Origin of the sequence: Streptomyces sp. NPDC001351 (assembly GCF_042896045.1) — a bacterium.
GTDB lineage: Bacteria > Actinomycetota > Actinomycetes > Streptomycetales > Streptomycetaceae > Streptomyces.
Genome location: NZ_JBIAWS010000006.1, coordinates 564,079 through 588,322, shown reverse-complemented (window position 1 = coordinate 588,322; position 24,244 = coordinate 564,079). Strand labels below are relative to the sequence as shown.

Below are 24,244 nucleotides of genomic sequence, written 5' to 3'. Positions count from 1 at the left end.
GCCACCCGAAGTGGCGATGCCACGGCGCGCCATTGACGCGCGCCATAACCGTTTACAACCACGCCCCACAGCGCTACCTTCCGCAACAGACGGGGTGGGAGCGCTCCCATTCGGGGCGGCGGACCGGAACCCGCCGCCCTGAGGCGCCCCCACCCCGTCCACACCTGCACCCCGCATCCACCCGGCCGTACTCGAAGGATGTAAGTGTCATGATCCTGACAGAACCGCGCCGACCGGCGCGCCGATTAACCACCAGGGCTCTCTTCTTCGTCCTCGTCTCGCTCCTCGCCACCATCCCCGCCTTCGCCCTCGTCGTCACGGCGGGCGGCAGGGCGCAAGCCCACGGCACTCCCATGAAGCCCGGCAGCCGTACCTTTCTGTGCTGGCAGGACGGCCTCACCAGCACCGGTGAGATCAAACCGGTCAACCCGGCCTGCAAGGCGGCCCAACAGGTCAGCGGGACCACGCCGTTCTACAACTGGTTCTCCGTGCTGCGCTCCGACGGAGCCGGCCGCACCCGTGGCTTCGTACCGGACGGTCAGCTGTGCAGCGGCGGCAACCCCAACTTCACGGGCTTCAACGCGCCGCGCAACGACTGGCCGCTCACCCATCTCACCTCGGGCGCGACCGTCGACTTCTCGTACAACGCCTGGGCCGCGCACCCGGGTTGGTTCTACGTCTACATCACCAAGGACGGCTTCGACCCGACCAAGCCCCTCACCTGGGACGACATCGAGGACAAGCCCTTCCTCACCGTCGACCACCCGCCCCTCAACGGCACCCCGGGCACGGTCGAGGCCAACTACTCCTGGACGGGGCGGCTGCCCGCCGACAAGTCGGGCCGCCACATCATCTACATGGTCTGGCAGCGCTCGGACAGCGCCGAGACCTTCTACTCCTGCTCCGACGTCGTCTTCGACGGCGGCAACGGCGAGGTCACGGGCATCCATGACCCCGGCAACCCGACCGATCCCGTTCCGGGCAAGTGCGAGGCCGTCCGCAGGACCACCAACAGCTGGAACGGCGGCTACCAGTCCGAGGTGACCGTCACCAACATCGGCGACGTCCCGATGCTCGGCTGGATGGTCGACTGGCCGCTGCCGGGCGGCCAGAAGGTCGACAGTCTGTGGAACGGCAACGCCACCTACAACGGCCAGGACGTGATGGTCCACAACGCCGACTGGAACGGTTCGCTGGATCCGGGGAAGAGCACGACCTTCGGATACGTCGTCACGGGCGACGGCGGTGACACGGCGACGAGCCTGCCCTGCCGGGTCGGCTGAAACGCCGCTCTGGGCGGACCCGGTGGTGATGGGTCGTTCCACCGGGTCCGCGAGCCGGTGCAGGCCGGGGGAGTACCTGCCCGGGGGTGTTGGCCTGTGGTGACACGGAATGCGACGACAACGTTGTCGCGTGGTCTACACAAGACCCTACCGCCTCAACCGACAACCCTGTCAAACCAGTTGACGCGGGCAGGCCCCCAACACTGGTATTCAGGCCAGCAGTTCGACTTCCGACACCACCGCCTCTCCGTCCAGCACCAGCCGGTACTTCCCGTACGTCCCCGGGGCCCCCACGGTGAACGCGCGTGTCTGCCGGTCCCAGGTGAAGGACTCGCCGGACCGCTTGTCGAGGGTCTGCCAGGTGGTGCCGCCGTCGTCCGATCCCTGGAGCGTCCAGCCGGTCGGCGCCCTCGTGTGGTCCGCGGACGAAGTCAGCGTGTACTGAAGGCCCTTGACCGGCCCGGAGACCGGGAGGTCGACGGAGGTCACCGTCGCGTCCGTGGCCGAGGTGTCGTCGAACAGCGGCCCGGCACCCTTCAGCACGTCCGCGCGCGGCGTCGGCACCTTGTCGTCCTGGGTGATCGACACGGGCGCCGCGTTCCTGCCCGTGCCCCACGAGGACGGCTTCGCGCTCATGTCGAACTCCAGGACCCCGCCCTTGGCGAGCAGCGAGTGGGGGAGCGAAGTCGAGTTCCACGCCTGCCCGTTGAAGCGCACGCCCTGGACGTAGATGTTCGTCCGGCTGTTCCCGGGTGCCTTGACCACCAGGTCGTGGCCGTTCTCCAGATGCACGGTGGCCTTGGTGAACAGCGGGGAGCCGATGGTGTACTCACCGCTGCCCATGACGAGCGGGTAGAAGCCGAGGGCCGAGAAGAGGTACCAGCCCGACTGCTCGCCGTTGTCCTCGTCGCCGTGGTAGCCCTGGCCGATCTCGCTGCCGGTGTAGAGCCGCGAGAGGATCTCGCGCACCTTCTCCTGCGTCTTCCACGGCTGTCCGGCCGCGTCGTACAGATAGGGGATGTGGTGGGCGGGCTGGTTGGACTGCCCGAGCATGCCCATCCGGGTGTCCCGCGCCTCGGTCATCTCGTGGATGACGCCGCCGTAGGACCCGGCGAACTGCGGGTCGGCCGTCTCCGGGGTCGAGAAGAACTGGTCCAGCTTCTTGGCCAGCGCGCCCTTGCCGCCGTACAGGTTCGCCAGGCCCCGGGTGTCCTGCGGGACGGTGAAGGCGTAACCCCAGCCGTTGCTCTCGGTGTAGTCGTAGCCCCACACCCGTGGGTCGTACCTGGACGCGTCGAGTCGCCAGTCGCCCTGGTCGTTTCGGCCCTGGAAGAAGTCGGCCGACTTGTCGTAGAGGTTGACGTAGTCCTGAGCGCGGTTGAGGAAGTACTCGGACTCCTCCTTGTACCGCTGGTCACCCGTCTTCCGGTAGAGGGCCTGGCCCATCCGGGCGATGCCGTAGTCGTTGTTGTAGCCGTCCATCGCCCATGAGAAGCCCTCGTTGGTGGAGGTCGTGGTGTAGCCGAGGAAGGGCGAGGTCGCCATGCCCTTGCGGCCCACGCCCGACATCGGCGGGACGACCGTCGCGTTCTTCACGGCCGCTTCGTACGCCGCCTTCGCGTCGAACTTCACGCCCTTGATGTACGCGTCCGCGAACGCCACGTCCGAGGAGGTGCCGGTCATCAGATCCGCGTAGCCGGGGGAGGACCAGCGCGAGGTCCAGCCGCCGTCCTTGTACTGCTGCACGAACCCGTCCACCATCTCGCCCGCCTGACCGGGCGTCAGCAGCGAGTACGCCGGCCAGGTCGTCCGATAGGTGTCCCAGAAGCCGTTGTTGACGTACACCTTGCCGTCCACGATCTTCGCCCCGGTGTGCGTCGGCGTGTCCTGGCTGGGCATCGGGGAGAACGGGGAGGCGTACTGGAACGTCGACCCCACCTTCTCGAAGCCGGAGTCGGGGTACAGGTACAGCCGGTACATGGACGAGTACAGCGTGGTGAGCTGGTCCGGCGTCGCGCCCTCGACCTCGACCTTGCCGAGCAGGCGGTCCCAGATCCGCTGGGCGCGGTCCTTGACCGCGTCGAAGGACGTGCCGTCCGGGATCTCCTGGCGGAGGTTGTCCTTGGCCTGGTCGATGCTGATGAGCGAGGTGGCGAGGCGGAGGGTGACCGTGTGGTCGTCGCCGGCGTCGAAGCGCAGATAGCCCTTGACCCCGCTCGACGAGCCGTCCGTCACCTTCTTGTCGAACACGCCGTACACGAACAGCCGGGTCGCGCCCGTGGACAGCCCGGACTTCACGTCCGAGTAGCCGGTGACGATCCCGTTGTCCTTGTCGAGGGTGAGCCCCGCCTGCTCGGTCACATTGTCGAAGATCACGCTCGCGTCGTCGCCGGGGTAGGTGAACCGGAGTGCCGCAGCATGGTCGGTCGGGGCCATCTCGGCCTTCAGCCCGTTCTCGAACCGCACCCCGTAGTAGTACGGCCGCGCGGTCTCGTTCTCGTGCCGGAAGGCCAGCTCACGGGCCTGACGGCCGGTGTCAGGGGCGCCCGGCGCGGCGGACGGCATCACCTGGAAGGTCTGCCGGTCGCCCATCCACGGGCTCGGTTCATGACTGGCGCTGAACGCCTGGATCGTCGGCAGATTGTCGTCGTTGTTCGCACGCGCATAGTCGTACAGCCAGCTCAGCGAGGACGCGTTGGTCACCGGCGTCCAGAAGTTGAAGCCGTGCGGCAGGGCGGTCGCGGGGAGGTTGTTGCCGCGCGAGAAGCCGCCGCTGGAGTTGGTGCCGCGGGTGGTGAGCGCGTAGTCGGACAGATGGGCCTTCGGTGGTTCCGGCGCGACCGGCTTGATCGCGATGTCGTCCAGCCAGCCGCGGAACTTCGCCGGGCCCTTGGGGGAGTCGTACGCCACCAGGATCCGGTCGACCGTCTTTCCGGCCGCGACCGATCCGATCCGCGCGGCCACGTTGTTCCACTGGTTGACGTAGAGCGCCTTCGAGGCGCCCTGGCCCTGCGGTGACAGCGTGAACCCGTGCTGGTCCCGCGCGCCGAGATCGCTCAGGTAGGTGCCGTCCGTGAAGGCGAGGTCCACCGACACGTTCGTCGCGTCGTAGTCGCGGTCCCCGTCCGCCATCGACGGGAAGATCCGGTACGACAGCAGGGTGCCCGGGCCGACGGCCACATTCACGTCGAAGACCTTGTTGTACGAGTACGCCCGCCCGTCGGCGGTGTGCCGTCCGGCGTAACGCAGCGCTCTCTTTCCGGTGAACCCGGCGCCCGCCTTCGCGGTGGGCGACCCGCTCGGGCCGTGGTCGACCAGCGAGAGCATGTCCTGCGGGACGGGGCCGCCGCTGCCGCCCGTGGAGAACTGCACATCGGCCAGCTGCAGGATGTCCGCGCCGTTGTTCCTCGTGATGTCGAGCCGGAAGTGCTGGTACTCGGCCGGCTCGGCGAGATCGAACGACCTGGTCTGGAAACGCTCGGAGAAGGACTCGCCGGAGCGGGTGTCGACGGTCTTCCAGTCCTTGCCGTCCGTGGAGCCCTGCAGGGTCCAGTCCTTCGGGTCGCGCTCGGCGACGTCATTGGCCGAGGTCAGCGCGTATGTCACCAGCTTGATCGGCTTGTCCAGGTCGAACTCGACCCAGCCGGTGGGCGCGAAGGTCAGCCACTTGGTGCCGGACTCGCCGTCGACGAGGTTCTCCTTCACCTCGCCGCCGTCCGTGTTCTCGGCGCTGGCGCGTACGTCCGTGACATGGTCGGTCACGTTGCCCGGGATGCCGGTGCTGTAGCCGCCGTCGACCCCCAAGGCCCGCTTGCTGCCGTCCGCCGCGGTGTCGACGGTGTTGAGCCAGTCGGGCGCCGGATCACCCGCCTCGAAGGAGGAGGCGAACTCCCGGTCGGCCTTGGGCGGCGCGCCGGGCAGGGCGACCGCCGCCCCCTGCGAGCCGACCGCCATGACAAAGGCGGCCGTGATCACGACCGCCGGACCCCATCTGTGCCGAGCTCTGTGCCGCATGCGCAAGCACCTCCTGCGCTCTTGGACAACGTTGTCAACTAGGACGCGCAGAGACCAGTAGTGGGTCAAGTGCACAGTGATGTCAAGGGTGTTGACTGTGGCATTCGGGGCGTATGTCGCAGATTTTTCCGGCAAGGTGGCCACAGGCGCCTCATATTTCCTGGAGGTCTCAACTCGGATAAGACCATTGGCCAACCCTGCATTCGATCTTGCTCCGTTGGCGGGAAGTGGACTATACCTGTCGGCGATTCACCCGATCCGTTCTTCACCATCCGCACTTCCTGCACGACCCTGCTGACCTGACCGCGGTGCCGGGGAGGATCCGGTTCACCGCCTGAGTCCTGGAGAAGGCGAGGACTTGAGCATGGGATCCACTTCCGCCGAGAACACCGGAAACGCGGGTGTCGGCCGCCGCGATCTGATCAAGCGGTCCGCCGCGCTCGGACTGATCTCCGTACCCACGATGAGTTTCCTGTCGGCCTGCGCGAGCAGTGGTGGCGGCGGCAACGAGAGCAAGGCCAAGGCGGGCAAGAAGACCGCCAAGAACCCGCTGGGCGTGAACGACACCGCGGGCATGGAGTTCGTCCTGTTCGACGGCGGCTTCGGCAAGGAGTACGCCCAGGACGCCGTGAAGATCTACGAGAAGAACTTCCCCAAGGTGAAGGTGAAGTTCTCCGCCACCCAGAAGATCCAGTCCACGCTCCAGCCGCGCTTCAACCAGGGCACCCCGCCGGACCTCATCGACAACTCCGGCGCCGAGCAGATGGACATGGGCGTCCTGGTCGGCAAGAGCCAGCTCGCCGACCTCACCCCGCTGCTCGACGCCCCGTCCTACGACGACCCGAACAAGAAGGTCCGCGACACGCTGCGCCCCGGCATCGTGGAGATGGGCCAGTTCGACGGCAACCCGGTCTGGATCATGTACTACGCCTACACGGTGTACGGCGTCTGGTACTCGCAGAAGGCGCTGGACTCGCTCGACGCGCAGTACCCGAAGACCTGGGACGAGATGCTCGCCGTGTGCGAGAAGGCCAAGAAGAAGGGCATGGCGGGCTGGACGTACGCGGGCAAGTACCCGTACTACATCCCCTTCTCGCTCTACCCGATGATCGGCAAGGTCGGCGGCCGCGAGGTCCTCGACGCCATCGACAACCTGGAGCCGAACGCCTGGAAGCACCCGGCCGTCAAGGCGTGTTTCGACGCCTACTACGAGCTCTACAAGAAGGGCTACATCCTCAAGGGCACCCCCGGTCTCGACCACATCCAGTCGCAGACCGCCTGGGCCAAGGGCAAGGCGCTGTTCATCCCGAACGGCTCCTGGGTGGAGAACGAGTCGGCGAACGTCATCCCCGCCGACTTCAATCTGGCGGTCTCGGCGCCCACCGGCATCGACAGCTCCGACAAGATGCCCTTCGGCACGATCTGGGCCTCCGGCGGCGAGCCCTTCATCGTCCCGGCCAAGGCGAAGAACCCCGAGGGCGGCATGGAGCAGCTGCGGATCATGCTCAGCGAGGCCTCCTCGAAGAACTTCACCACCAAGGTCAAGTCGCTGACCGCGTTCAACGGCGGCACCACCGGTATCTCCCTGACCCCGGGCCTGAAGTCCGGTGTCGCGGCGCTGAAGCTGGCCGGGGACAACGTCCTGAATCCGCGCCTGCAGGACTGGTACGTCCAGTTGCAGAAGGAGCAGATCGGTGTGGCGGGCCTCGGTGAGATGATGGCCGGCCGCAGCACCCCGGCCGAAGCCATCAAGAAGATCCAGGGCTTCGCCGACGCGGCCGCCAAGGACTCGTCGATCAAGCACTACAAGCACCAGTGAGGGTCCGTCACCAGCGGCAGCACCCGCCCAGAGATCGGGGTAGGTAGTAATGCAGCACGGCAAGTACCGGTTCATCGTGGGGTTTCTGGCGCTGCCCCTGGGGCTTTATGCGCTGTTTGTCGTCTGGCCGTTCATCCAGTCCATCTACTACTCGTTCACGGACTGGACCGGTCTGAGCCCCGAATTCAAGATGGTCGGCTTCGACAACTACAAAAGGATGCTCGACGACGAGATCTTCTGGAAGTCGTTGCAGCACAGCCTGCTGTTCGCGTTGGTGCTGCCGGTGGTGACGATCAGTCTGGCGCTGTTCTTCGCCTTCATGATCAATGTCGGCGGACGCAGAAGGCGGGGCGGCCCGGTGATTTCCGGTGTCCGCGGTTCGTCCTTCTACAAAATCGTCTATTTCTTCCCGCAGGTGCTCTCGATCGCGATCGTCGCCCTGCTGTTCGCCTTCGCGTACAACCCGGACAGCGGCGCGATCAACTCCCTGCTGCGGGGCATCGGGCTCGACAGCGTCCAGCCGCTCTGGCTCGGCGACCCGAGCCTGGCCCTGTGGTGTGTGATGGCCGTGCTGGTCTGGTCCTCGGTCGGGTTCTTCGTGGTCCTCTTCTCCGCCGGTATGGCCTCCATTCCGGCGGACCTGTACGAGGCCGCGCTGCTGGACGGGGCGAGCCGCGTCAGCACGTTCTTCCGGATCACCCTGCCCCTGCTGTGGGACACCGTGCAGTCCGGCTGGGTCTACATGGGCATCCTCGCGCTGGGAGCCGAGTCGTTCGCGGTCGTACAGATCATGACGACCGGGCCCGGCGGTCCCGACTACTCGACCACCGTCATGGTCCTGTACGTGTACCAGAAGGCGTTCCGCGACGGACAGGCCGCCTACGCGACCACCATCGGCGTCGCCCTGCTCATCGTCACGCTGGCCTTCGCGGCGATCGTGATGCGGCTGGGCCGGCGCGAGCGGCTGGAGTACTGATCAGATGAAGACGACCGACACCCCCGCCTCCGTACCGGCCGAGTCCGGTGCCTCCGTCTCCAAGGTCGACGTCCCGCGCGTCGTGCCCCGCAAGGAGAAGAAGGAGGGCAACGTCCTCAACGTCTTCTCCCACGGGATGCTCGTCCTGTGGGCGTTCATGGTCGTCCTGCCGCTGCTGTGGGCGGTGATGACCTCCTTCAAGGACGACAGCTCCATCTTCAGCTCGCCCTGGGCGCTGCCGGACAAGCTGCACTTCGACAACTGGGCGCGGGCCTGGACCGACGCCAACATGAGCGACTACTTCCTCAACACCATCCTGGTGGTGGGCGGCTCGCTCATCGGCACGCTGGTGCTGGGCTCGATGGCGGCGTATGTGCTCGCCCGGTTCGACTTTCCGGGCAACCGCTTCATCTACTTCCTCTTCATCGGTGGCATGAGCTTCCCGATCATGCTGGCGCTGGTCCCGTTGTTCTACGTCGTGAACAACATGGGCCTGCTGAACACCATCCACGGTCTGATCCTGGTCTACATCGCCTACTCGCTGCCGTTCACGGTCTTCTTCCTGACGGCGTTCTTCCGCACTTTGCCGACCTCGGTCGCGGAGGCGGCCTTCGTCGACGGGGCCTCGCACAGCCGGACGTTCTTCCAGATCATGCTGCCGATGGCCAAGCCCGGCCTGATCAGCGTGGGGATCTTCAACTTCCTCGGGCAGTGGAACCAGTACATGCTGCCGACGGTGCTCAACACCGACCCGGACAAGCGCGTGCTCACGCAGGGCCTGGTGCAGCTGGCGGCCAGTCAGGGGTACAAGGGCGACTGGTCCGGGCTCTTCGCCGGCCTGGTGATGGCGATGCTGCCGGTGCTGGCGGCGTACATCGTCTTCCAGCGGCAGGTGGTGCAGGGGCTGACGGCGGGCGCGCTGAAGTAGCGCTCCCACACCCGGCGTGCGCGCCGTTCCCCGGAGCGCGGGGGAACGGCGCGCACGGGTCTGTGCGCGGTGCGTCCGGGTGTGTTCGACGGCCCGGATACAGTTCAACCTCTTGACGGGAGGCGACCCTAACGGCTCAGCTTAGAGTTCACTAGTTGGACATAGACGGGGCCTCATTGAAGCGGTCCCGCGCGCAGGAGGTCGTCGTGGAGACTCCGGGGTCGCAGTCGTCACTGCACCGAGCCAACCTGGAGCGGGTCGTCCGGGCCGTCCGGCTGGCCGGGTCACTCACGCAGGCGGAGATCGCGAGGACCACGGGGCTGTCCGCGGCAACGGTCTCCAACATCGTCCGCGAGCTCAAGGACGGCGGAACGGTCGAGGTCACGCCCACATCGGCGGGCGGCCGAAGAGCCCGCAGCGTCTCCCTGAGCGGCGACGCCGGGATCGTCATCGGCGTGGACTTCGGGCACACCCATTTGCGCGTCGCGGTCGGGAACCTCGCCCACCAGGTGCTGGCCGAGGAGTCCGAGCCGCTGGACGTGGACGCCTCCTCCGCGCAGGGCTTCGACCGGGCGGAAGAGCTGGTCAAGCGGCTGATTGCAGCAACCGGTGTCGACCGGTCCAAAGTCGCGGGCGTGGGCCTCGGTGTGCCCGGTCCGATCGACGTCGAGTCCGGCACCCTCGGCTCGTCCGCGATCCTGCCCGGCTGGATCGGCACGAAGCCCGCCGAGGAGCTGCGGGGGCGGCTCGGCGTGCCCGTGCACGTGGACAACGACGCCAACCTCGGCGCCCTCGGCGAGCTGGTCTGGGGCAGTGGCCGGGGGGTCAAGGACCTGGCGTACATCAAGGTCGCGAGCGGTGTCGGCGCGGGTCTGGTGATCAACGGGAAGATCTATCGGGGTCCCGGTGGCACCGCAGGAGAAATCGGACATATTACACTCGATGAATCCGGCCCTGTCTGCCGCTGCGGCAACCGGGGATGCCTGGAAACCTTTGCGGCGGCGCGCTATGTGCTTCCGTTGCTCCAGTCGAGCCACGGCACCGACCTGACGATGGAAGGCGTCGTGCGGCTGGCCAGGGACGGAGACCCCGGCTGCCGTCGGGTGATCGCCGACGTCGGCCGTCACATCGGTTCCGGAGTTGCCAATCTCTGCAATCTGCTGAACCCGAGCCGGGTGGTCCTGGGTGGTGATCTCGCCGAGGCCGGTGAGCTGGTGCTCGGGCCGATCAGGGAGTCGGTCGGCCGCTACGCCATCCCCAGTGCGGCGCGCCAACTGTCCGTTCTCCCGGGGGCACTTGGGGGCCGTGCGGAGGTGCTCGGAGCGCTCGCTCTCGCGCTCAGCGAGATGGGTGATTCGACCCTTTTGGACGGCACCCTGACGACGGTGACACCTGCCTTCACTTAGAGAACGCATGACGCCGTTGCCATCTCGTTAAGTATTTACTTCTTGACGTCGCACGTGTGGCCGAGTTGACTTCCAGCCACCTCGGCCGCAGCGTTGCGGCCCTGTCAGGGAGGCACCCCCAAAATGAACGCAACGATGCGTAAGGTCGTGATCGGTACGACCGCGGTCTCGATGGCCCTTGCAGTGGCTGCTTGCGGTAAGGCCGGCGACAACAACAAGAAGTCGACGAGCACCAGCTCCGGCGGCAACACGTCGATCGGCCTGCTTCTTCCCGACAACACCCAGACCCGCTACGAGCAGTTCGACCGGCCGCTCTTCGAAGCCAAGGTCAAGGCCCTCTGCTCCGGCTGCTCCGTGCAGTACGCCAACGCCAACGCCGACGCGGCCAAGCAGGCGCAGCAGGTCAGCAGCATGATCACCAAGGGTGTCAAGGTCATCGTGATCAGCGCCCAGGACTCCGCGGCCATCAAGTCCTCCATCCAGACCGCGGTGAACAAGGGCATCAAGGTCGTCGCGTACGACCGCCTCGCGCAGGGCCCGGTCTCCGCGTACGTCTCCTTCGACAACGTCAAGGTCGGCGAGCTGCAGGGCCAGGCGCTGCTCACCTCGCTGGGCTCCAAGGCGACCAAGAGCTCCAAGGTCGTCATGATCAACGGTGACGACGCCGACCCGAACGCCGCCCAGTTCAAGCAGGGCGCGCACAAGGCCCTCGACGGCAAGGTGAACATCGCCTACGAGCAGTCCGGCCTCTGGAAGGACACCGTCGCCGCCCAGAAGGTGTCCGCGGCCATCACCCAGCTCGGCGCGAAGAACATCGCCGGTGTCTACTCCGCCAACGACGGCATGGCCGGTGGTATCGCCAACACCCTCAAGGGCGCCGGCATCGCCGGTATCCCGCTGACGGGTCAGGACGCGGAGCTCGCGGGCATCCAGCGCATCCTCGCCGGCACCCAGTCGAGCACCGTCTACAAGGCCTTCAAGCCGGAGGCCGAGGCGGCCGCCACGCTCGCGGTCGACCTGGCCCAGGGCAAGAGCATCTCCTCCCTCACCACCACGACGCTGACCAGCGGCTCCGGCGACAAGGTGCCCTCCCAGCTGCTGACCCCGGTCTCGGTCACCAAGGCCAACATCAAGGACACGGTCGTCAAGGACGGTCTGTACACCGTCCAGCAGATCTGCACCTCCGCCTACGCCAAGGCCTGCAAGGCCGCCGGCCTCCAGTAGGCAAGCAGCCCGAGTGACTGCCCGGACCCCTGGGCAGTCACTCGAGCCGTGACCGCCCCGTGGTGGTCCCGCGAAGCCTGTCCGGTGCCCGCCCCGGCTTTCATACCCCGCTACCGGGACGGGCACCGGACGGAACCGTTGCCAAGGGCAGCGGATTCGCGCATGTTCATCCTGTAAACCTCGTGCGTCTTCGCACACCTCTCCGCGCACTACCCCAAGCGCGGCATCCCCGCCGGTCAGGCGGCGAAGGAGATGGTTCACGTGTCCGCTACGCCCGTGCTGGCGTTGCGCGGAGTCTCCAAGCGATTCGGTGCGGTCCAGGCCCTCACCGATGTCGAACTGGAGGTCCACGCCGGAGAAGTCGTCGCCCTGGTCGGCGACAACGGCGCAGGGAAGTCGACCCTGGTCAAGACGATCGCCGGAGTCCACCCCATCGATGACGGCGTCATCGAGTGGGAGGGCCGGCCGGTCAGCATCAACAAGCCGCACGACGCCCAGGGACTCGGCGTCGCGACCGTCTACCAGGACCTCGCCCTGTGCGACAACCTTGACGTGGTCGGCAACCTCTACCTCGGACGCGAGCTGCTGCACCGCGGCGTCATCGACGAGGTGTCGATGGAGAAGAAGGCCCGGGAGCTGCTGAGCACGCTCTCCATCCGGATCCCGAGCGTGCGCATCCCGATCGCGAGCCTCTCCGGTGGCCAGCGCCAGGTCGTCGCCATCGCGCGCGCCCTGATCGGTGAGCCCAAGGTCGTCATCCTCGACGAGCCCACCGCCGCCCTCGGTGTCGAGCAGACCGCCCAGGTCCTCGACCTCGTCGAGCGGCTGCGCGAGCAGAACCTCGCCGTCATCCTCATCAGCCACAACATGGCCGACGTGAAGGCCGTCGCGGACACCGTCGCCGTCCTTCGCCTGGGCAGGAACAACGGTTCCTTCTCCGTGAAGGACACCAGTCACGAAGAGATCATCGCCGCGATCACCGGAGCCACGGACAACGCCGTGACCCGTCGTGCGGGGCGTCGCAGCACGGAGGCGGCACAGTGAGCGACACGTCCAAGGTTTCCAAGACGGACAGCGCGCCGGAGGAACAGGGGACGGTGGCCCCGGCCGACGACCCGACAGCCGCTCCGGTCGCCGTCGTCGACCCGCGGCTGCTGGTCCGCGAAGAGGGCTTCAAGGGCTACGTCACCGAGTTCAAGCGCAAGGTGAAGGGCGGCGAGCTGGGCTCGCTGCCGGTCGTCATCGGCCTGATCATCATCTGGACCATCTTCCAGCTGAAGAACGACCGCTTCCTCAGCGCGGACAACCTCTCCAACATCAGCTACTACCTGTCGGCCACCGGCATGCTCGCCATCGGCCTGGTGTTCGTGCTGCTGCTCGGCGAGATCGACCTCTCCGTCGGCTCGGTCAGCGGTCTGGCCTCGACGATCTTCGCCGTGTTCGTGGTCGAGCACGGGATGAACGACTGGCTCGCGCTGGTCCTGACGATCCTGACCGGTATCGGCATCGGTGCGCTGCACGGGTTCTTCTTCGCGAGAATCGGTGTACCGGCCTTCGTGGTGACACTCGCCGGCTTCCTGGGCTGGAACGGTCTGATGCTGTGGCTGCTGGGCTCCAGCGGCACCATCAACATCCCGGCCGACACCGGCCCGGTGCACCTCTTCGGCCAGAGCTCCTTCTTCATGGACCAGGCCATCGTCGGCGCCTATCTGCTGGCCGGCCTCGGCGTCGTCCTGTCCCTCGTGGGCCAGTTCAACGAGCAGCGCCGCCGCCGGGCCGCCGGGGTGCCCTTCCGTCCCACCAGCGAGATCCTCGTGCGCGTCGCTCTGCTCGGTGTGGCGTCCTTCGTGGCCGCGGCCGTGCTGAACAATGCCGCCGGTGTCTCCAACGCGCTGGTGATCTTCCTCGCCTGCCTCGTGATCGTCGACTTCGTGCTGCGGCGCACCACCTTCGGCCGCAAGGTCTTCGCGGTCGGCGGCGGCATCGAGGCGGCCCGCCGTGCCGGTATCAGCGTGCCGATGGTCCGCATCACCGTGTTCGCCATCTCCGGCATGTTCGCGGCCATCGGCGGCATGTTCTTCGCCGGCCAGACCGCGAGCGCGACGCTGACCGCCGGTGGCGGCAACACCCTGATGCTCGCCATCGCGGCGGCCGTCATCGGTGGTACGTCGCTGTTCGGCGGCCGGGGTTCGGTCTGGTCCGCGCTGCTGGGCATGCTGGTCATCCAGTCGATCCAGACCGGCCTGGACCTGCTGAACATGAACACGTCCATCCAGTACATGATCACGGGTGCGGTTCTGCTCGGTGCGGTGGTTATCGACTCCGTCAGCCGTAGGAGCCAGAAGGCTGCGGGGCGCGCGTAGCGCGTTTGCGCCGTGGGGGTGCGGTGGATTGGCGGGTGCCGGCCGTGTGTGGCTGGTCGCGCAGTTCCTCGCGCCCCTGAAGGCCGCCTGCGGCGGCCCTGTAGGGCGCTTGCGGCGGCCCTCCCCCATATCTGTGCCCGGTGCCAATGGCGGTGCCGGGCACAGTTGTGTCATGGGTGGGGCCGATCTTGGGTACAGCCGATCGCGTGACCTATCACGCACCGCCCGGGCGTCGGCCGCACGGGCGGAACATTAGACTCGACGAGCCCGGCAACAGCTCTACTGCAAGGAGGCACGGGTGCCGCTGCTGACCCGCATCAGGGGACCGCGCGATCTGGACCGGCTCAGCCTGGAGCAGCTGGACCAGCTGGCAGAGGAGATCCGGACCTTCCTCGTCGACGCCGTCTCCAAGACCGGCGGCCACCTCGGCCCCAACCTGGGCGTCGTCGAGCTCACCATCGCCCTGCACCGCGTCTTCGACTCCCCGAAGGACAAGGTGCTGTGGGACACGGGCCACCAGTCCTATGTGCACAAACTGCTCACCGGCCGCCAGGACTTCACGAAGCTGAAGCAGAAGGGCGGCCTGTCCGGCTACCCCTCGCAGGCCGAGTCCGAGCACGACGTCATCGAGAACAGCCATGCCTCCACGGTGCTCGGCTGGGCCGACGGCCTCGCCAAGGCCAACCAGATCCTGGAGCGCGACGACCACGTGGTCGCCGTGATCGGTGACGGCGCCCTGACCGGCGGCATGGCCTGGGAGGCCCTCAACAACATCGCCGACGCCAAGGACCGCCCGCTCGTCATCGTCGTCAACGACAACGAACGCTCGTACGCCCCGACCATCGGCGGCCTCGCCAACCACCTGGCGACTCTTCGTACGACCGACGGGTACGAGCGGTTCCTGGCCCGCGGCAAGGACCTGCTGGAGCGCACGCCCGTCGTCGGCAGGCCGCTCTACGAGACCCTGCACGGCGCGAAGAAGGGCCTCAAGGACTTCATCGCGCCGCAGGGCATGTTCGAGGACCTCGGTCTGAAGTACGTCGGCCCCATCGACGGTCACGACATCGAGGCCCTGGAGTCGGCGCTCGCGCGCGCCAAGCGGTTCGGCGGCCCGGTGATCGTGCACTGCCTCACCGAGAAGGGCCGCGGCTACCAGCCCGCCCTCCAGGACGAGGCCGACCGCTTCCACGGCATCGGCCCCATCCATCCCGACACCGGCCTGCCCATCAAGGCCTCCGGTGCCGACTGGACCTCCGTCTTCGGCGACGAGATGGTCCGGCTCGGCCGGGAACGGGGGGACATCGTCGCCATCACGGCGGCGATGCTGCAGCCGGTCGGCCTGAAGAAGTTCGCGGACGCCTTCCCGAAGCGGATCTACGACGTCGGCATCGCCGAGCAGCACGCGGCCGTCTCCGCGGCGGGCCTCGCCACCGGCGGACTGCACCCCGTCTTCGCCGTCTACGCGACCTTCCTCAACCGGGCCTTCGACCAGGTCCTGATGGATGTCGCCCTGCACAAGTGCGGTGTCACCTTCGTCCTGGACCGGGCCGGCATCACCGGCACGGACGGCGCCTCCCACAACGGCATGTGGGACATGTCGATCCTGCAGGTCGTGCCGGGCCTCAGGCTCGCCGCGCCCCGGGACGCCGACCAGGTGCGGGCGCAGCTGCGGGAGGCCGTCGAGGTCAAGGACGCGCCGACCGTGGTGCGCTTCTCCAAGGGCGCCGTCGGCCCCGCCGTACCCGCCGTGGGACGGGTGGGCGGCATGGACGTCCTGCGCGAGCCCGGCACGGACACCCCGGACGTGCTGCTCGTCTCCGTGGGCGCCCTGGCTCCCATGTGCCTGGAGATCGCCTCCCTGCTCGACAAGCAGGGCATCTCCACCACCGTCGTCGACCCGCGCTGGGTCAAGCCCGTCGACGAGGCCATGGCCCCGCTCGCGGAGCGGCACCGCGTGGTCGTCACCGTCGAGGACAACTCCCGTGTCGGCGGCGTCGGTTCGTCGATCGCGCAGGCCCTGCGGGACGCGGGCGTCGACGTACCGCTGCGCGACTTCGGCATCCCGCCGCGCTTCCTCGACCACGCCTCCCGCGCCGAGGTCATGACGGAGATCGGGCTCACGGCGCCCGACATCGCCCGCCAGGTCACCGGTCTCGTCTCCAAGCTCGACGGCCGGTTCAACCGTGAGGCGGCCGAGGTCGACTCGGTGGAGCCCGCGCGCGACTGACCCGCCCGAAGACGACCGGATGGGCCGCTTCCACCACCGCCAGGGGTGGTGAAAGCGGCCCATCTGCGTGAATCCGACCGCGCCGGGGCATACGCAGTACGCCCCCTCTCGATCATGTCGAGGACGACGAAGCGTGGGAGGTAAGCCCGTGAGCAGCACCCTCTTCCGGACGAAGAAGGTCGAGCAGTCCATCCTCGATACCGAGGAGCCCGAACACGCACTCAAGAAATCCCTGTCCGCGCTCGATCTGACGGTCTTCGGCGTCGGCGTCATCATCGGCACCGGCATCTTCGTCCTCACCGGCACCGTCGCCAAGAACAACGCCGGCCCCGCCGTCGCCCTGGCCTTCGTCGCGGCCGGCGTCGCCTGCGGGCTCGCCGCGCTCTGCTACGCCGAGTTCGCCTCCACGGTCCCGGTGGCCGGCTCCGCCTACACCTTCTCGTACGCCTCCCTGGGCGAACTGCCCGCCTGGATCATCGGCTGGGACCTGGTCCTGGAGTTCGCGCTCGGTACGGCGGTGGTGGCCGTCGGCTGGTCCGGGTACATCGCCTCGCTCCTCGACAACGCCGGCTGGCATCTGCCCGAGCGGCTGAGCGGCCGAGAGGGGGCGCACGGCTTCGGCTTCGACATCCTCGCCGCCGCCCTGGTCCTGGTGCTGACCGCGATCCTCGTGGTGGGCACGAAGCTCTCCGCGCGGGTCACCTCCGTCGTCGTCGCCATCAAGGTGACCGTCGTGCTGACCGTGATCGTCGCGGGTCTCTTCTTCGTCAAGGGCGACAACTACAAGCCGTTCATCCCGAAGTCGCAGACGGTGGAGGCGGGCGGGAGCCTCAAGGCCCCGCTCATCCAGCTGCTGTTCGGCTGGGCGCCCTCCAACTTCGGCGTGATGGGCATCTTCACCGCCGCGTCCGTGGTCTTCTTCGCGTTCATCGGTTTCGACGTCGTCGCCACGGCCGCCGAGGAGACCAGGAACCCCCAGCGGGACATGCCGCGCGGCATCCTCGGCTCGCTCGTCATCTGCACGGTGCTGTATGTCGCCGTCTCGATCGTCGTCACCGGGATGGAGCACTACACCAAGCTGTCCGTGAGCGCCCCGCTCGCCGACGCCTTCAAGGCCACCGGGCACCCCTGGTTCGCGGGCTTCATCAGCTTCGGCGCCGCCGTCGGCCTGACCACGGTCTGCATGATCCTGCTGCTCGGCCAGACCCGGGTCTTCTTCGCGATGAGCCGCGACGGACTGTTGCCGCGCTTCTTCTCGCACGTCCACCCGCGGTTCAAGACCCCGCACCGGCCGACCATCCTGCTCGGCGTGATCATCGCGATCGTCGCGGGCTTCACCAGCCTCAGCGAACTCGCGGAACTGGTGAACATCGGCACGCTGTTCGCGTTCATCGTCGTCGCGATCGGCGTGATCATCCTCCGCAACACCCGCCCCGACCTGCACCGCGCCTTCCGCACCCCGTGGGTCCCGGTCATCCCGGTCCTGTCGGTGTGCGCCTCGCTGTGGCTGATGCTGAACCTGCCCGCCGAGACCTGGCTCCGGTTCGCCATCTGGATGGTGATCGGCTTCGCCGTGTACTTCCTCTACGGCCGCTCCCACAGCCGTCTGGCACGCGGCGAGCAGACCGGGGCCGAAGCGAGGTCCTGAAGCCTCCGTGCCGGGAGGGGAGCAGCCAGCCGGGTGTCACGCAGGCCTGACGGTACGAGGTCCCGCGACCTCCGCCCCCAACTCCCGCACCCTGCGCCGCAGTTCCCGGTCCGCGGTCACCACCAGGACCGGGCGTTCCCCCGCCCCGGCGACCAGGTCGACCATATGGTCGTCCCCGCTGCCCGGCGCCGACTCCACCCGGACGCCGGGCACGGTCGCCACTCCGCGCGCCGCTCCCTCCACCACGAGGACGATCTCCACGGGACCGGAGTGACCGGGGAGGCCGTCGGCTGCGAGCCGGTCGCGGAGGCGCTCGGCGGCCCCCCGCCGGTCACGCCACCAGCCGTCGGGCACCGACCCGACGACGTTCGCGGCGTCGACGATCACGAGCAGGGGGTCGCTCTCAGTCATGCGGCCAGGTTCGCACAGCCGCCGCTGCCGGCCGCTCAGTCCACCGGCTTCTCGTCGAAGCTGGCGAAGTACGCGGCGGCCATGTCCTCGTCGCCGTGTCCCTGCGCGGCGGCCCGCTCCATGCGTTCGGCGGTCGCGGCGGCGACGTCCAGACGCACCCCGTTCCGCCGCCCGGCCTCGACGATCAGACGGGCGTCCTTGGCGGCCGTCGCCACCGCGAACTGGGCCGGAGACAACTGGCTGTTCAGGACCAGCCCCGCCTTGGCCCTGAGATAGCCCATGTCGAGCGGGCCGCCCGCGATCAGGTCGAAGAAGTGCTGCGGATCGACGTCCAGGGCCTGAGACAGGGCCAGCACCTCGCCGGTCGCCGCGGTCGCGGCGAGCACCCAGCTGTTGGCGACCAGCTTCAGCCGGCTCCCGCTGCCGGCCGCGCCGTCGTCCCCGGTCCACAGCGTGCGGGCACCGACCGCGTCGAACACCGGCTCCACCGCCGCCCGGCCATCGGCGGGCCCGGCGGCCAGCACGGTCAGCTGCCCGGCCTCCGCGGGCTGGCGGGTGCCGAGCACCGGGGCGTCGTAGAAGACGAGGCCGTGCTCGTCGGCGAACGCGGCCAGGTCCGCGATCGCCTCGATGCCGACCGTGGTCGACTGCACCCAGGCGGCGCCGGGGCGCAGCGCGGGGGCCGCCTCGCGCATGACGTCCAGGGTGGCCGGACCGTCGTAGAGCATGGTCAGGACGACATTGGCGCCCTGGACGGCCTCTGCGGGCGTGCCGGCGATGTGCGCTCCGTCGGCGGCGAGCGGCTCGGCCTTGGCGCGGGTGCGGTTCCAGGCGCGGACGGAGTGACCGGCGTGGGCGAGGTTGCGGGCCATGGCGGCGCCCATGATGCCGGTGCCGAGGACGCTCACGGTGAGCTGGTCGGTCATGAGTTCGGCTTCCTTCTCACTGTCGCTGTGGTTGCTGAGGAACAGCCTGCCCGCTCGGTGTCCGGACGCACGCACCGGGACGTAGGCCCTGCCGTTTGGACCAGCTCGGCGTCGCGGGGTCTGGAACGCACATCTGCGGCGTTGTCGTCGGTTGCCGACGCTCCGCGTCGACGCCCTCCTCCGCCTTGCAGCTGCACGCACCAGACCCCGCTCGGGGAGGCTGCAAGGCACCGTTCTCAGCAGCCGACCTGATCCAAACGACAGGGCCTGGGGGCCGGGCCGTGGCCCGCGTGTCGCCCCGCTTAGAGTGAAGCGGTGAACGGCGACTGGCTTCTGCGCGGCCGTGACGGCCGGCTCAGTGTCTACCTCCCCACGGACGACGCCCTCCTGTGCCGGGCGGAGCGCTCACCCGGCGGCCCCTGGACGGCCGCGCACCGGGTCGGCGGCCAGCAGACGCTGTACCCGTCACCCGCGGTCGGACAGGGCATCGACTGCTACGCCCATCTGGTCTCCTGGCGGCCCACCGTGTCCGGCGAGGCGGGCCTCGTGCACTCCACCCACTTCCGGCCCCGGCTCGCCGCCCTCGACTGGGCGCCGCTCGGGCACCCGGACAAGAAGGGATCCCGCACCGGGCCGCCCGCCGTCGCGGTCGACGCCCAGGGGCGCGCCCATGTCTTCGTCCGCAACAACGGCGGCGGGGTGAGCATGGTCGCGCAGAAGGAGAAGGGCGGCTGGGATCCCTGGCGGGATCTCAAGGGGCATGACGTGCAAGGGGAGCTGGCGGCGGTGACGGGGGAGTCGGGGCGCGTCGAGATGTACGCGGCCGTCCCGGGCGGCATCCTGCACTGGCGGCAGGAGGAGGCGGGCGCCCAGCCGGCCCTCGAGGAGGCGATGGAGGCCCCGGTCCGCCCGGACACCCTGCGTGCGCTGGCCACCTCCCCGGACGGCACGACCCTCTTCTACACCGACGAGTCGGGCGACCTGTGCGCCTGGCGCCCCGGCGCCAAACCCGTCACCCTGCTGCCCTCCGCCGGGCCCGGCCCCGTCTCCGCGGTGCGCTGCGAACTCGACGGACACGACTGCACCTTGCTCGCACAGCGCTCGGCGAGCGGCCGGGTCGCCTTCGCCGCGTACCCGACCGAACAGGAGTCGGCCGGCGCCTGGTGGACCGAGTCGGGCCCGGCCCTGCCCGCGGACGCCGCGGTGTCCCTCGCGGTGGACGAGGACGGCCGCGTGGTGGCGGCAACGTTGTCCCCGTCGACCGGACAGCTCCTGCTCACCCGCCGCAAGGACGAGCCGGGACTGGCGCTGGAGGCCTGGCGGGAGGTGTGAGGCGGGGACAGGCACCCCGGTTACCGGAGGCAAAGAGGGCCCCCGCCCGAAAGCGGAGGCCCTCTTCACATGCGCCTGCGGGTTACGCCGGAACCGACGCCAGGCCAGGAGCCAGGAACTTCTTGCCGTTCACGCGTTCCGAGACACCCTCGCGGTCCAGGTACGGCGTGATGCCGCCCAGGTGGAAGGGCCAGCCGGCGCCCGTGATCAGGCAGAGGTCGATGTCCTGGGCCTCGGCGACGACGCCCTCGTCGAGCATGAGCCCGATCTCCTGGGCGACGGCGTCGAGGACACGGTCACGGACCTGCTCCTCGGTCAGGACGACATCGCCCTGCTTCAGCAGCGCGGCGACCTCCGGGTCCAGCTCCGGCTTGCCGGAGTCGTAGACGTAGAAGCCGCGCTTGCCCGCCTTGACGACGGCCGCGAGGTTCGGGGAGACCGTGAAGCGGTCCGGGAAGGCCCGGTTGAGGGTCTCCGAGACGTGCAGACCGATGGCTGGGCCGACCAGCTCCAGGAGCACCAGCGGGGACATCGGCAGACCGAGCGGCTCGACGGCCTTCTCGGCGACCTCGACCGGGGTGCCCTCGTCGATCACGTTCTGGATCTCGCCCATGAAGCGGGTGAGGATGCGGTTGACGACGAACGCCGGGGCGTCCTTCACCAGCACCGCGGTCTTCTTCAGCTTCTTGGCGACGGCGAAGGCGGTGGCCAGCGACGCGTCGTCGGTCTGCTCGCCGCGCACGATCTCGAGCAGCGGGAGGATCGCGACCGGGTTGAAGAAGTGGAAGCCCACGACCCGCTCGGGGTTCTTCAGCTTCGACGCCATCTCGGAGACGGACAGCGAGGAGGTGTTGGTGGCGAGGATCGCGTGCGCCGGGGCGACCGCTTCGACCTCCGCGAACACCTGCTGCTTGACGCCGATCTCCTCGAACACGGCCTCGATGATGAAGTCCGCGTCGGAGAAGCCCTCCGCCTTGTCCAGCACACCGGTGACCAGGGCCTTGAGACGGTTGGCCTTGTCCTGGTTGATACGGCCCTTGCCGAGCAGCTTGTCGATCTCGGCGTGGACGTAGCCCACACCCTTGTCGACGCGCTCCTGGTCGATGTCGGTCAGCACGACCGGCACCTCCAGGCGGCGCAGGAAGAGCAGCGCGAGCTGGGAGGCCATCAGACCGGCGCCGACGACACCGACCTTGGTGACCGGGCGCGCCAGGTTCTTGTCCGGGGCGCCCGCGGGACGCTTGCCGCGCTTCTGCACCAGGTTGAACGCGTAGATGCCGGCGCGCAGTTCGCCGCCCATGATCAGGTCCGCGAGCGCCTTGTCCTCGGCGTCGTAGCCCTGCTGGAGGTCGCCGTTCTTGGCGGCGGCGATGATGTCCAGCGCGCGGTAGGCGGCCGGAGCGGCACCGTGCACCTTGCTGTCCGCGATGAACCGGCCCTTGGCGACGGCCTGGTCCCAGGCCTCACCGCGGTCGATCACGGGACGCTCGACCTCGACGTCGCCCTTGAGCACCTGAGCGGTCCAGATCAGCGACTGCTCCAGGAAGTCCGCACCCTCGAAGATCGCGTCGGCGATGCCGAGGTCGAAGACCTGCTGGCCCCCCAGCTGCTTGTTCTGGTTGAGGCTGTTCTCGATGATCACCGAGACGGCCTTGTCGGCACCGATCAGGTTCGGCAGGATCGTGCAGCCGCCCCAGCCCGGGACCAGCCCGAGGAAGACCTCGGGCAGCGAGAACGCCGGAAGCGCCTTGCTGACGGTCCGGTACTTGCAGTGCAGACCGACCTCGACGCCACCGCCCATCGCGGCACCGTTGTAGTACGCGAAGGTCGGCACCGCGAGGCCCGACAGACGCTTGAAGACCTCGTGACCGCCCTTGCCGATGGCGAGCGCGTCCTTGTGCTCCTTCAGCAGCTCGACGCCCTTGAGGTCGGCGCCGACCGCGAAGATGAAGGGCTTGCCGGTGATGCCGACACCGACGATCTCGCCGGCCGCGGCCTCCTTCTCGACCTGGTCGATGGCGGTGTTCAGGTTCGCCAGCGAGGCCGGACCGAAGGTGGTCGGCTTGGTGTGGTCGAAGCCGTTGTCCAGCGTGATCAGGGCGAAGCGACCAGCGCCGAACGGCAGGTCGAGGTGGCGTACGTGCGCGGACGTCACGACCTCGTCCGGGAACAGCTCGGCCGCGCCCTTCAGGAGTTCGGTGGTGCTCACTTGTTGCCTCCGGCGTCCTTGTGGTTCGGGTTCTCCCAGATCACCGTGGCGCCCATGCCGAAGCCGACACACATGGTGGTGAGGCCGTAACGGACCTCCGGCTGCTCCTCGAACTGGCGGGCCAGCTGCGTCATCAGACGGACGCCGGAGGAGGCCAGCGGGTGGCCGTAGGCGATCGCGCCGCCGTACTGGTTGACGCGGGCGTCGTCGTCGGCGATGCCGTAGTGCTCCAGGAAGGCGAGCACCTGCACGGCGAAGGCCTCGTTGATCTCGAAGAGGTTGATGTCCTCGATCGACAGGCCCGCCTTGGCAAGGGCCTTCTCGGTCGCCGGGATCGGGCCGTAGCCCATGACCTCCGGCTCGACGCCGGCGAAGGCGTACGAGACCAGGCGCATCTTGACCGGCAGGTTGTTCTCGCGGGCGAAGTCCTCGGAGGCGATGATCGAGGCGGTCGCACCGTCGTTGAGACCGGCGGCGTTACCGGCGGTGACGCGGCCGTGCACACGGAACGGCGTCTTCAGGCCCTGGAGGTTCTCCAGGGTGGTGCCCGGGCGCATCGGCTCGTCGGCGGTGACCAGGCCCCAGCCGGTCTCACCGGCCTCCGCGTTGGTGCGGCGCACCGAGATCGGCACCAGGTCCTGCTGGATCTTGCCGTTGGCGTACGCCTTGGCGGCCTTCTCCTGCGAGCGCACGGCGTACTCGTCGGCACGCTGCTTGGTGATCGTCGGGTAGCGGTCGTGCAGGTTCTCCGCCGTCATGCCCATGAACAGCGCGGACTCGTCGACCAGCTTCTCGCTGACGAAGCGCGGGTTCGGGTCCACGCCCTCGCCCATCGGGTGGCGGCCCATGTGCTCGACACCACCGGCGATGACGGCGTCGTACGCACCGAAGGCGATCGAGCCGGCGGTGGTCGTCACGGCGGTCAGGGCGCCGGCGCACATGCGGTCGATGGAGTAGCCCGGGACCGACTGCGGCAGCCCGGCGAGGATGCCGGCCGTCCGGCCGAGGGTGAGCCCCTGGTCACCGATCTGCGTGGTCGCGGCGATGGCGACCTCGTCGATCTTCTTCGGGTCGAGACCCGGGTTGCGGCGCAGCAGCTCCCGGATCGCCTTCACGACGAGGTCGTCGGCGCGGGTCTCGTGGTAGATGCCCTTCGGGCCCGCCTTGCCGAACGGGGTACGGACGCCGTCGACGAAGACGACGTCCCTGACGGTACGAGGCACGATGGCTCTCCTCCAGATGCGGGATGGCACTGCTGCACGGCGCAAGCGCAAGCGCTGAGCGCGCGCTCAGGCCCATGCTACTTGCGGGTAACGTGCCTGCACACCCCTGACGGCTGGAGCGGTGAACGTCACACTCCTGGGGGTGCCGTCGAGCCACGCGGAGTGAGTACGGGCGTGGGTACGGCATGCCAACGCGTGCATGCCGTCCCAGGATCTTGGCGTGATCTCGACATCCCTGTTTCCGCTTCAAGGGTC

Annotated in this window: 16 protein-coding genes; 11 read left to right on the top strand and 5 right to left on the bottom strand. The window is 68.4% G+C overall.

Annotation, left to right across the window (positions count from 1 at the left end; translation table 11 throughout):
* The first annotated feature begins 209 nt into the window (after window positions 1–209).
* Window positions 210–1,283 (top strand): lytic polysaccharide monooxygenase, encoded by a 1,074-nt coding sequence (locus ACFY1U_RS24950; RefSeq protein ID WP_390696325.1) that lies wholly within the window; start codon window positions 210–212, stop codon window positions 1,281–1,283.
* Window positions 1,284–1,493: 210 nt separating this feature from the next.
* On the opposite strand, the gene ACFY1U_RS24945 is transcribed toward ACFY1U_RS24950, so the two are convergent.
* Window positions 1,494–5,297: a GH92 family glycosyl hydrolase gene (locus ACFY1U_RS24945; RefSeq protein WP_390696324.1), complete on the bottom strand. Its 3,804-nt coding sequence runs from the start codon at window positions 5,295–5,297 to the stop codon at window positions 1,494–1,496.
* A gap of 364 nt (window positions 5,298–5,661) precedes the next feature.
* Between ACFY1U_RS24945 and ngcE the strand changes: the two genes are divergently transcribed.
* The 9 genes from ngcE to ACFY1U_RS24900 all read left to right on the top strand — a co-directional run bounded on the left by ngcE (window position 5,662) and on the right by ACFY1U_RS24900 (window position 17,888).
* Entirely contained in the window at window positions 5,662–7,116 is a 1,455-nt protein-coding gene (gene ngcE / locus ACFY1U_RS24940; RefSeq protein WP_390696323.1) for an N-acetylglucosamine/diacetylchitobiose ABC transporter substrate-binding protein, read from the top strand.
* A gap of 49 nt (window positions 7,117–7,165) precedes the next feature.
* Entirely contained in the window at window positions 7,166–8,092 is a 927-nt protein-coding gene (locus ACFY1U_RS24935; protein WP_344401837.1) for a sugar ABC transporter permease, read from the top strand.
* Window positions 8,093–8,096: 4 nt separating this feature from the next.
* The gene (locus ACFY1U_RS24930) at window positions 8,097–9,020 is read left to right on the top strand and encodes a carbohydrate ABC transporter permease (RefSeq protein ID WP_390696322.1); all 924 of its coding nucleotides are present in this window, start codon (window positions 8,097–8,099) and stop codon (window positions 9,018–9,020) included.
* Window positions 9,021–9,226: 206 nt separating this feature from the next.
* Window positions 9,227–10,426 carry an ROK family transcriptional regulator gene (locus ACFY1U_RS24925; RefSeq protein WP_390696321.1) on the top strand — a complete coding sequence of 400 codons (1,200 nt, stop codon included), beginning with the start codon at window positions 9,227–9,229 and terminating at the stop codon, window positions 10,424–10,426.
* A gap of 123 nt (window positions 10,427–10,549) precedes the next feature.
* Entirely contained in the window at window positions 10,550–11,650 is a 1,101-nt protein-coding gene (locus tag ACFY1U_RS24920; protein ID WP_390696320.1) for a sugar ABC transporter substrate-binding protein, read from the top strand.
* 252 nt (window positions 11,651–11,902) lie between these two features.
* Window positions 11,903–12,694 carry an ATP-binding cassette domain-containing protein gene (locus tag ACFY1U_RS24915; RefSeq protein WP_390696319.1) on the top strand — a complete coding sequence of 264 codons (792 nt, stop codon included), beginning with the start codon at window positions 11,903–11,905 and terminating at the stop codon, window positions 12,692–12,694.
* The gene (locus ACFY1U_RS24910) at window positions 12,691–14,013 is read left to right on the top strand and encodes a sugar ABC transporter permease (RefSeq protein WP_390696318.1); all 1,323 of its coding nucleotides are present in this window, start codon (window positions 12,691–12,693) and stop codon (window positions 14,011–14,013) included. The genes ACFY1U_RS24915 and ACFY1U_RS24910 overlap by 4 nt, the downstream gene beginning before the upstream one ends.
* Window positions 14,014–14,311: 298 nt before the next feature.
* Window positions 14,312–16,240: a 1-deoxy-D-xylulose-5-phosphate synthase gene (gene dxs / locus ACFY1U_RS24905; protein WP_390696317.1), complete on the top strand. Its 1,929-nt coding sequence runs from the start codon at window positions 14,312–14,314 to the stop codon at window positions 16,238–16,240.
* A 148-nt stretch (window positions 16,241–16,388) separates the two neighbouring features.
* On the top strand, window positions 16,389–17,888 hold the full coding sequence (locus tag ACFY1U_RS24900; RefSeq protein ID WP_390696316.1) for an amino acid permease: 1,500 nt from the start codon (window positions 16,389–16,391) through the stop codon (window positions 17,886–17,888).
* Window positions 17,889–17,924: 36 nt separating this feature from the next.
* Here ACFY1U_RS24900 and ACFY1U_RS24895 read toward each other — a convergent pair whose 3' ends face one another.
* Together ACFY1U_RS24895 and ACFY1U_RS24890 are read right to left on the bottom strand one after the other, a co-directional pair.
* Window positions 17,925–18,299: an NTP pyrophosphohydrolase gene (locus tag ACFY1U_RS24895; RefSeq protein WP_390696315.1), complete on the bottom strand. Its 375-nt coding sequence runs from the start codon at window positions 18,297–18,299 to the stop codon at window positions 17,925–17,927.
* A 35-nt stretch (window positions 18,300–18,334) separates the two neighbouring features.
* Window positions 18,335–19,225 carry an NAD(P)-dependent oxidoreductase gene (locus ACFY1U_RS24890; RefSeq protein ID WP_390696314.1) on the bottom strand — a complete coding sequence of 297 codons (891 nt, stop codon included), beginning with the start codon at window positions 19,223–19,225 and terminating at the stop codon, window positions 18,335–18,337.
* Window positions 19,226–19,540: 315 nt separating this feature from the next.
* Between ACFY1U_RS24890 and ACFY1U_RS24885 the strand changes: the two genes are divergently transcribed.
* Window positions 19,541–20,557 (top strand): hypothetical protein, encoded by a 1,017-nt coding sequence (locus ACFY1U_RS24885; protein ID WP_390696313.1) that lies wholly within the window; start codon window positions 19,541–19,543, stop codon window positions 20,555–20,557.
* 82 nt (window positions 20,558–20,639) lie between these two features.
* Here ACFY1U_RS24885 and ACFY1U_RS24880 read toward each other — a convergent pair whose 3' ends face one another.
* Window positions 20,640–22,766 carry a 3-hydroxyacyl-CoA dehydrogenase NAD-binding domain-containing protein gene (locus tag ACFY1U_RS24880; RefSeq protein ID WP_390696311.1) on the bottom strand — a complete coding sequence of 709 codons (2,127 nt, stop codon included), beginning with the start codon at window positions 22,764–22,766 and terminating at the stop codon, window positions 20,640–20,642.
* Window positions 22,763–23,989: an acetyl-CoA C-acyltransferase gene (locus tag ACFY1U_RS24875; protein ID WP_344401850.1), complete on the bottom strand. Its 1,227-nt coding sequence runs from the start codon at window positions 23,987–23,989 to the stop codon at window positions 22,763–22,765. The genes ACFY1U_RS24880 and ACFY1U_RS24875 overlap by 4 nt, the downstream gene beginning before the upstream one ends.
* Between the last annotated feature and the right edge of the window lie 255 nt (window positions 23,990–24,244).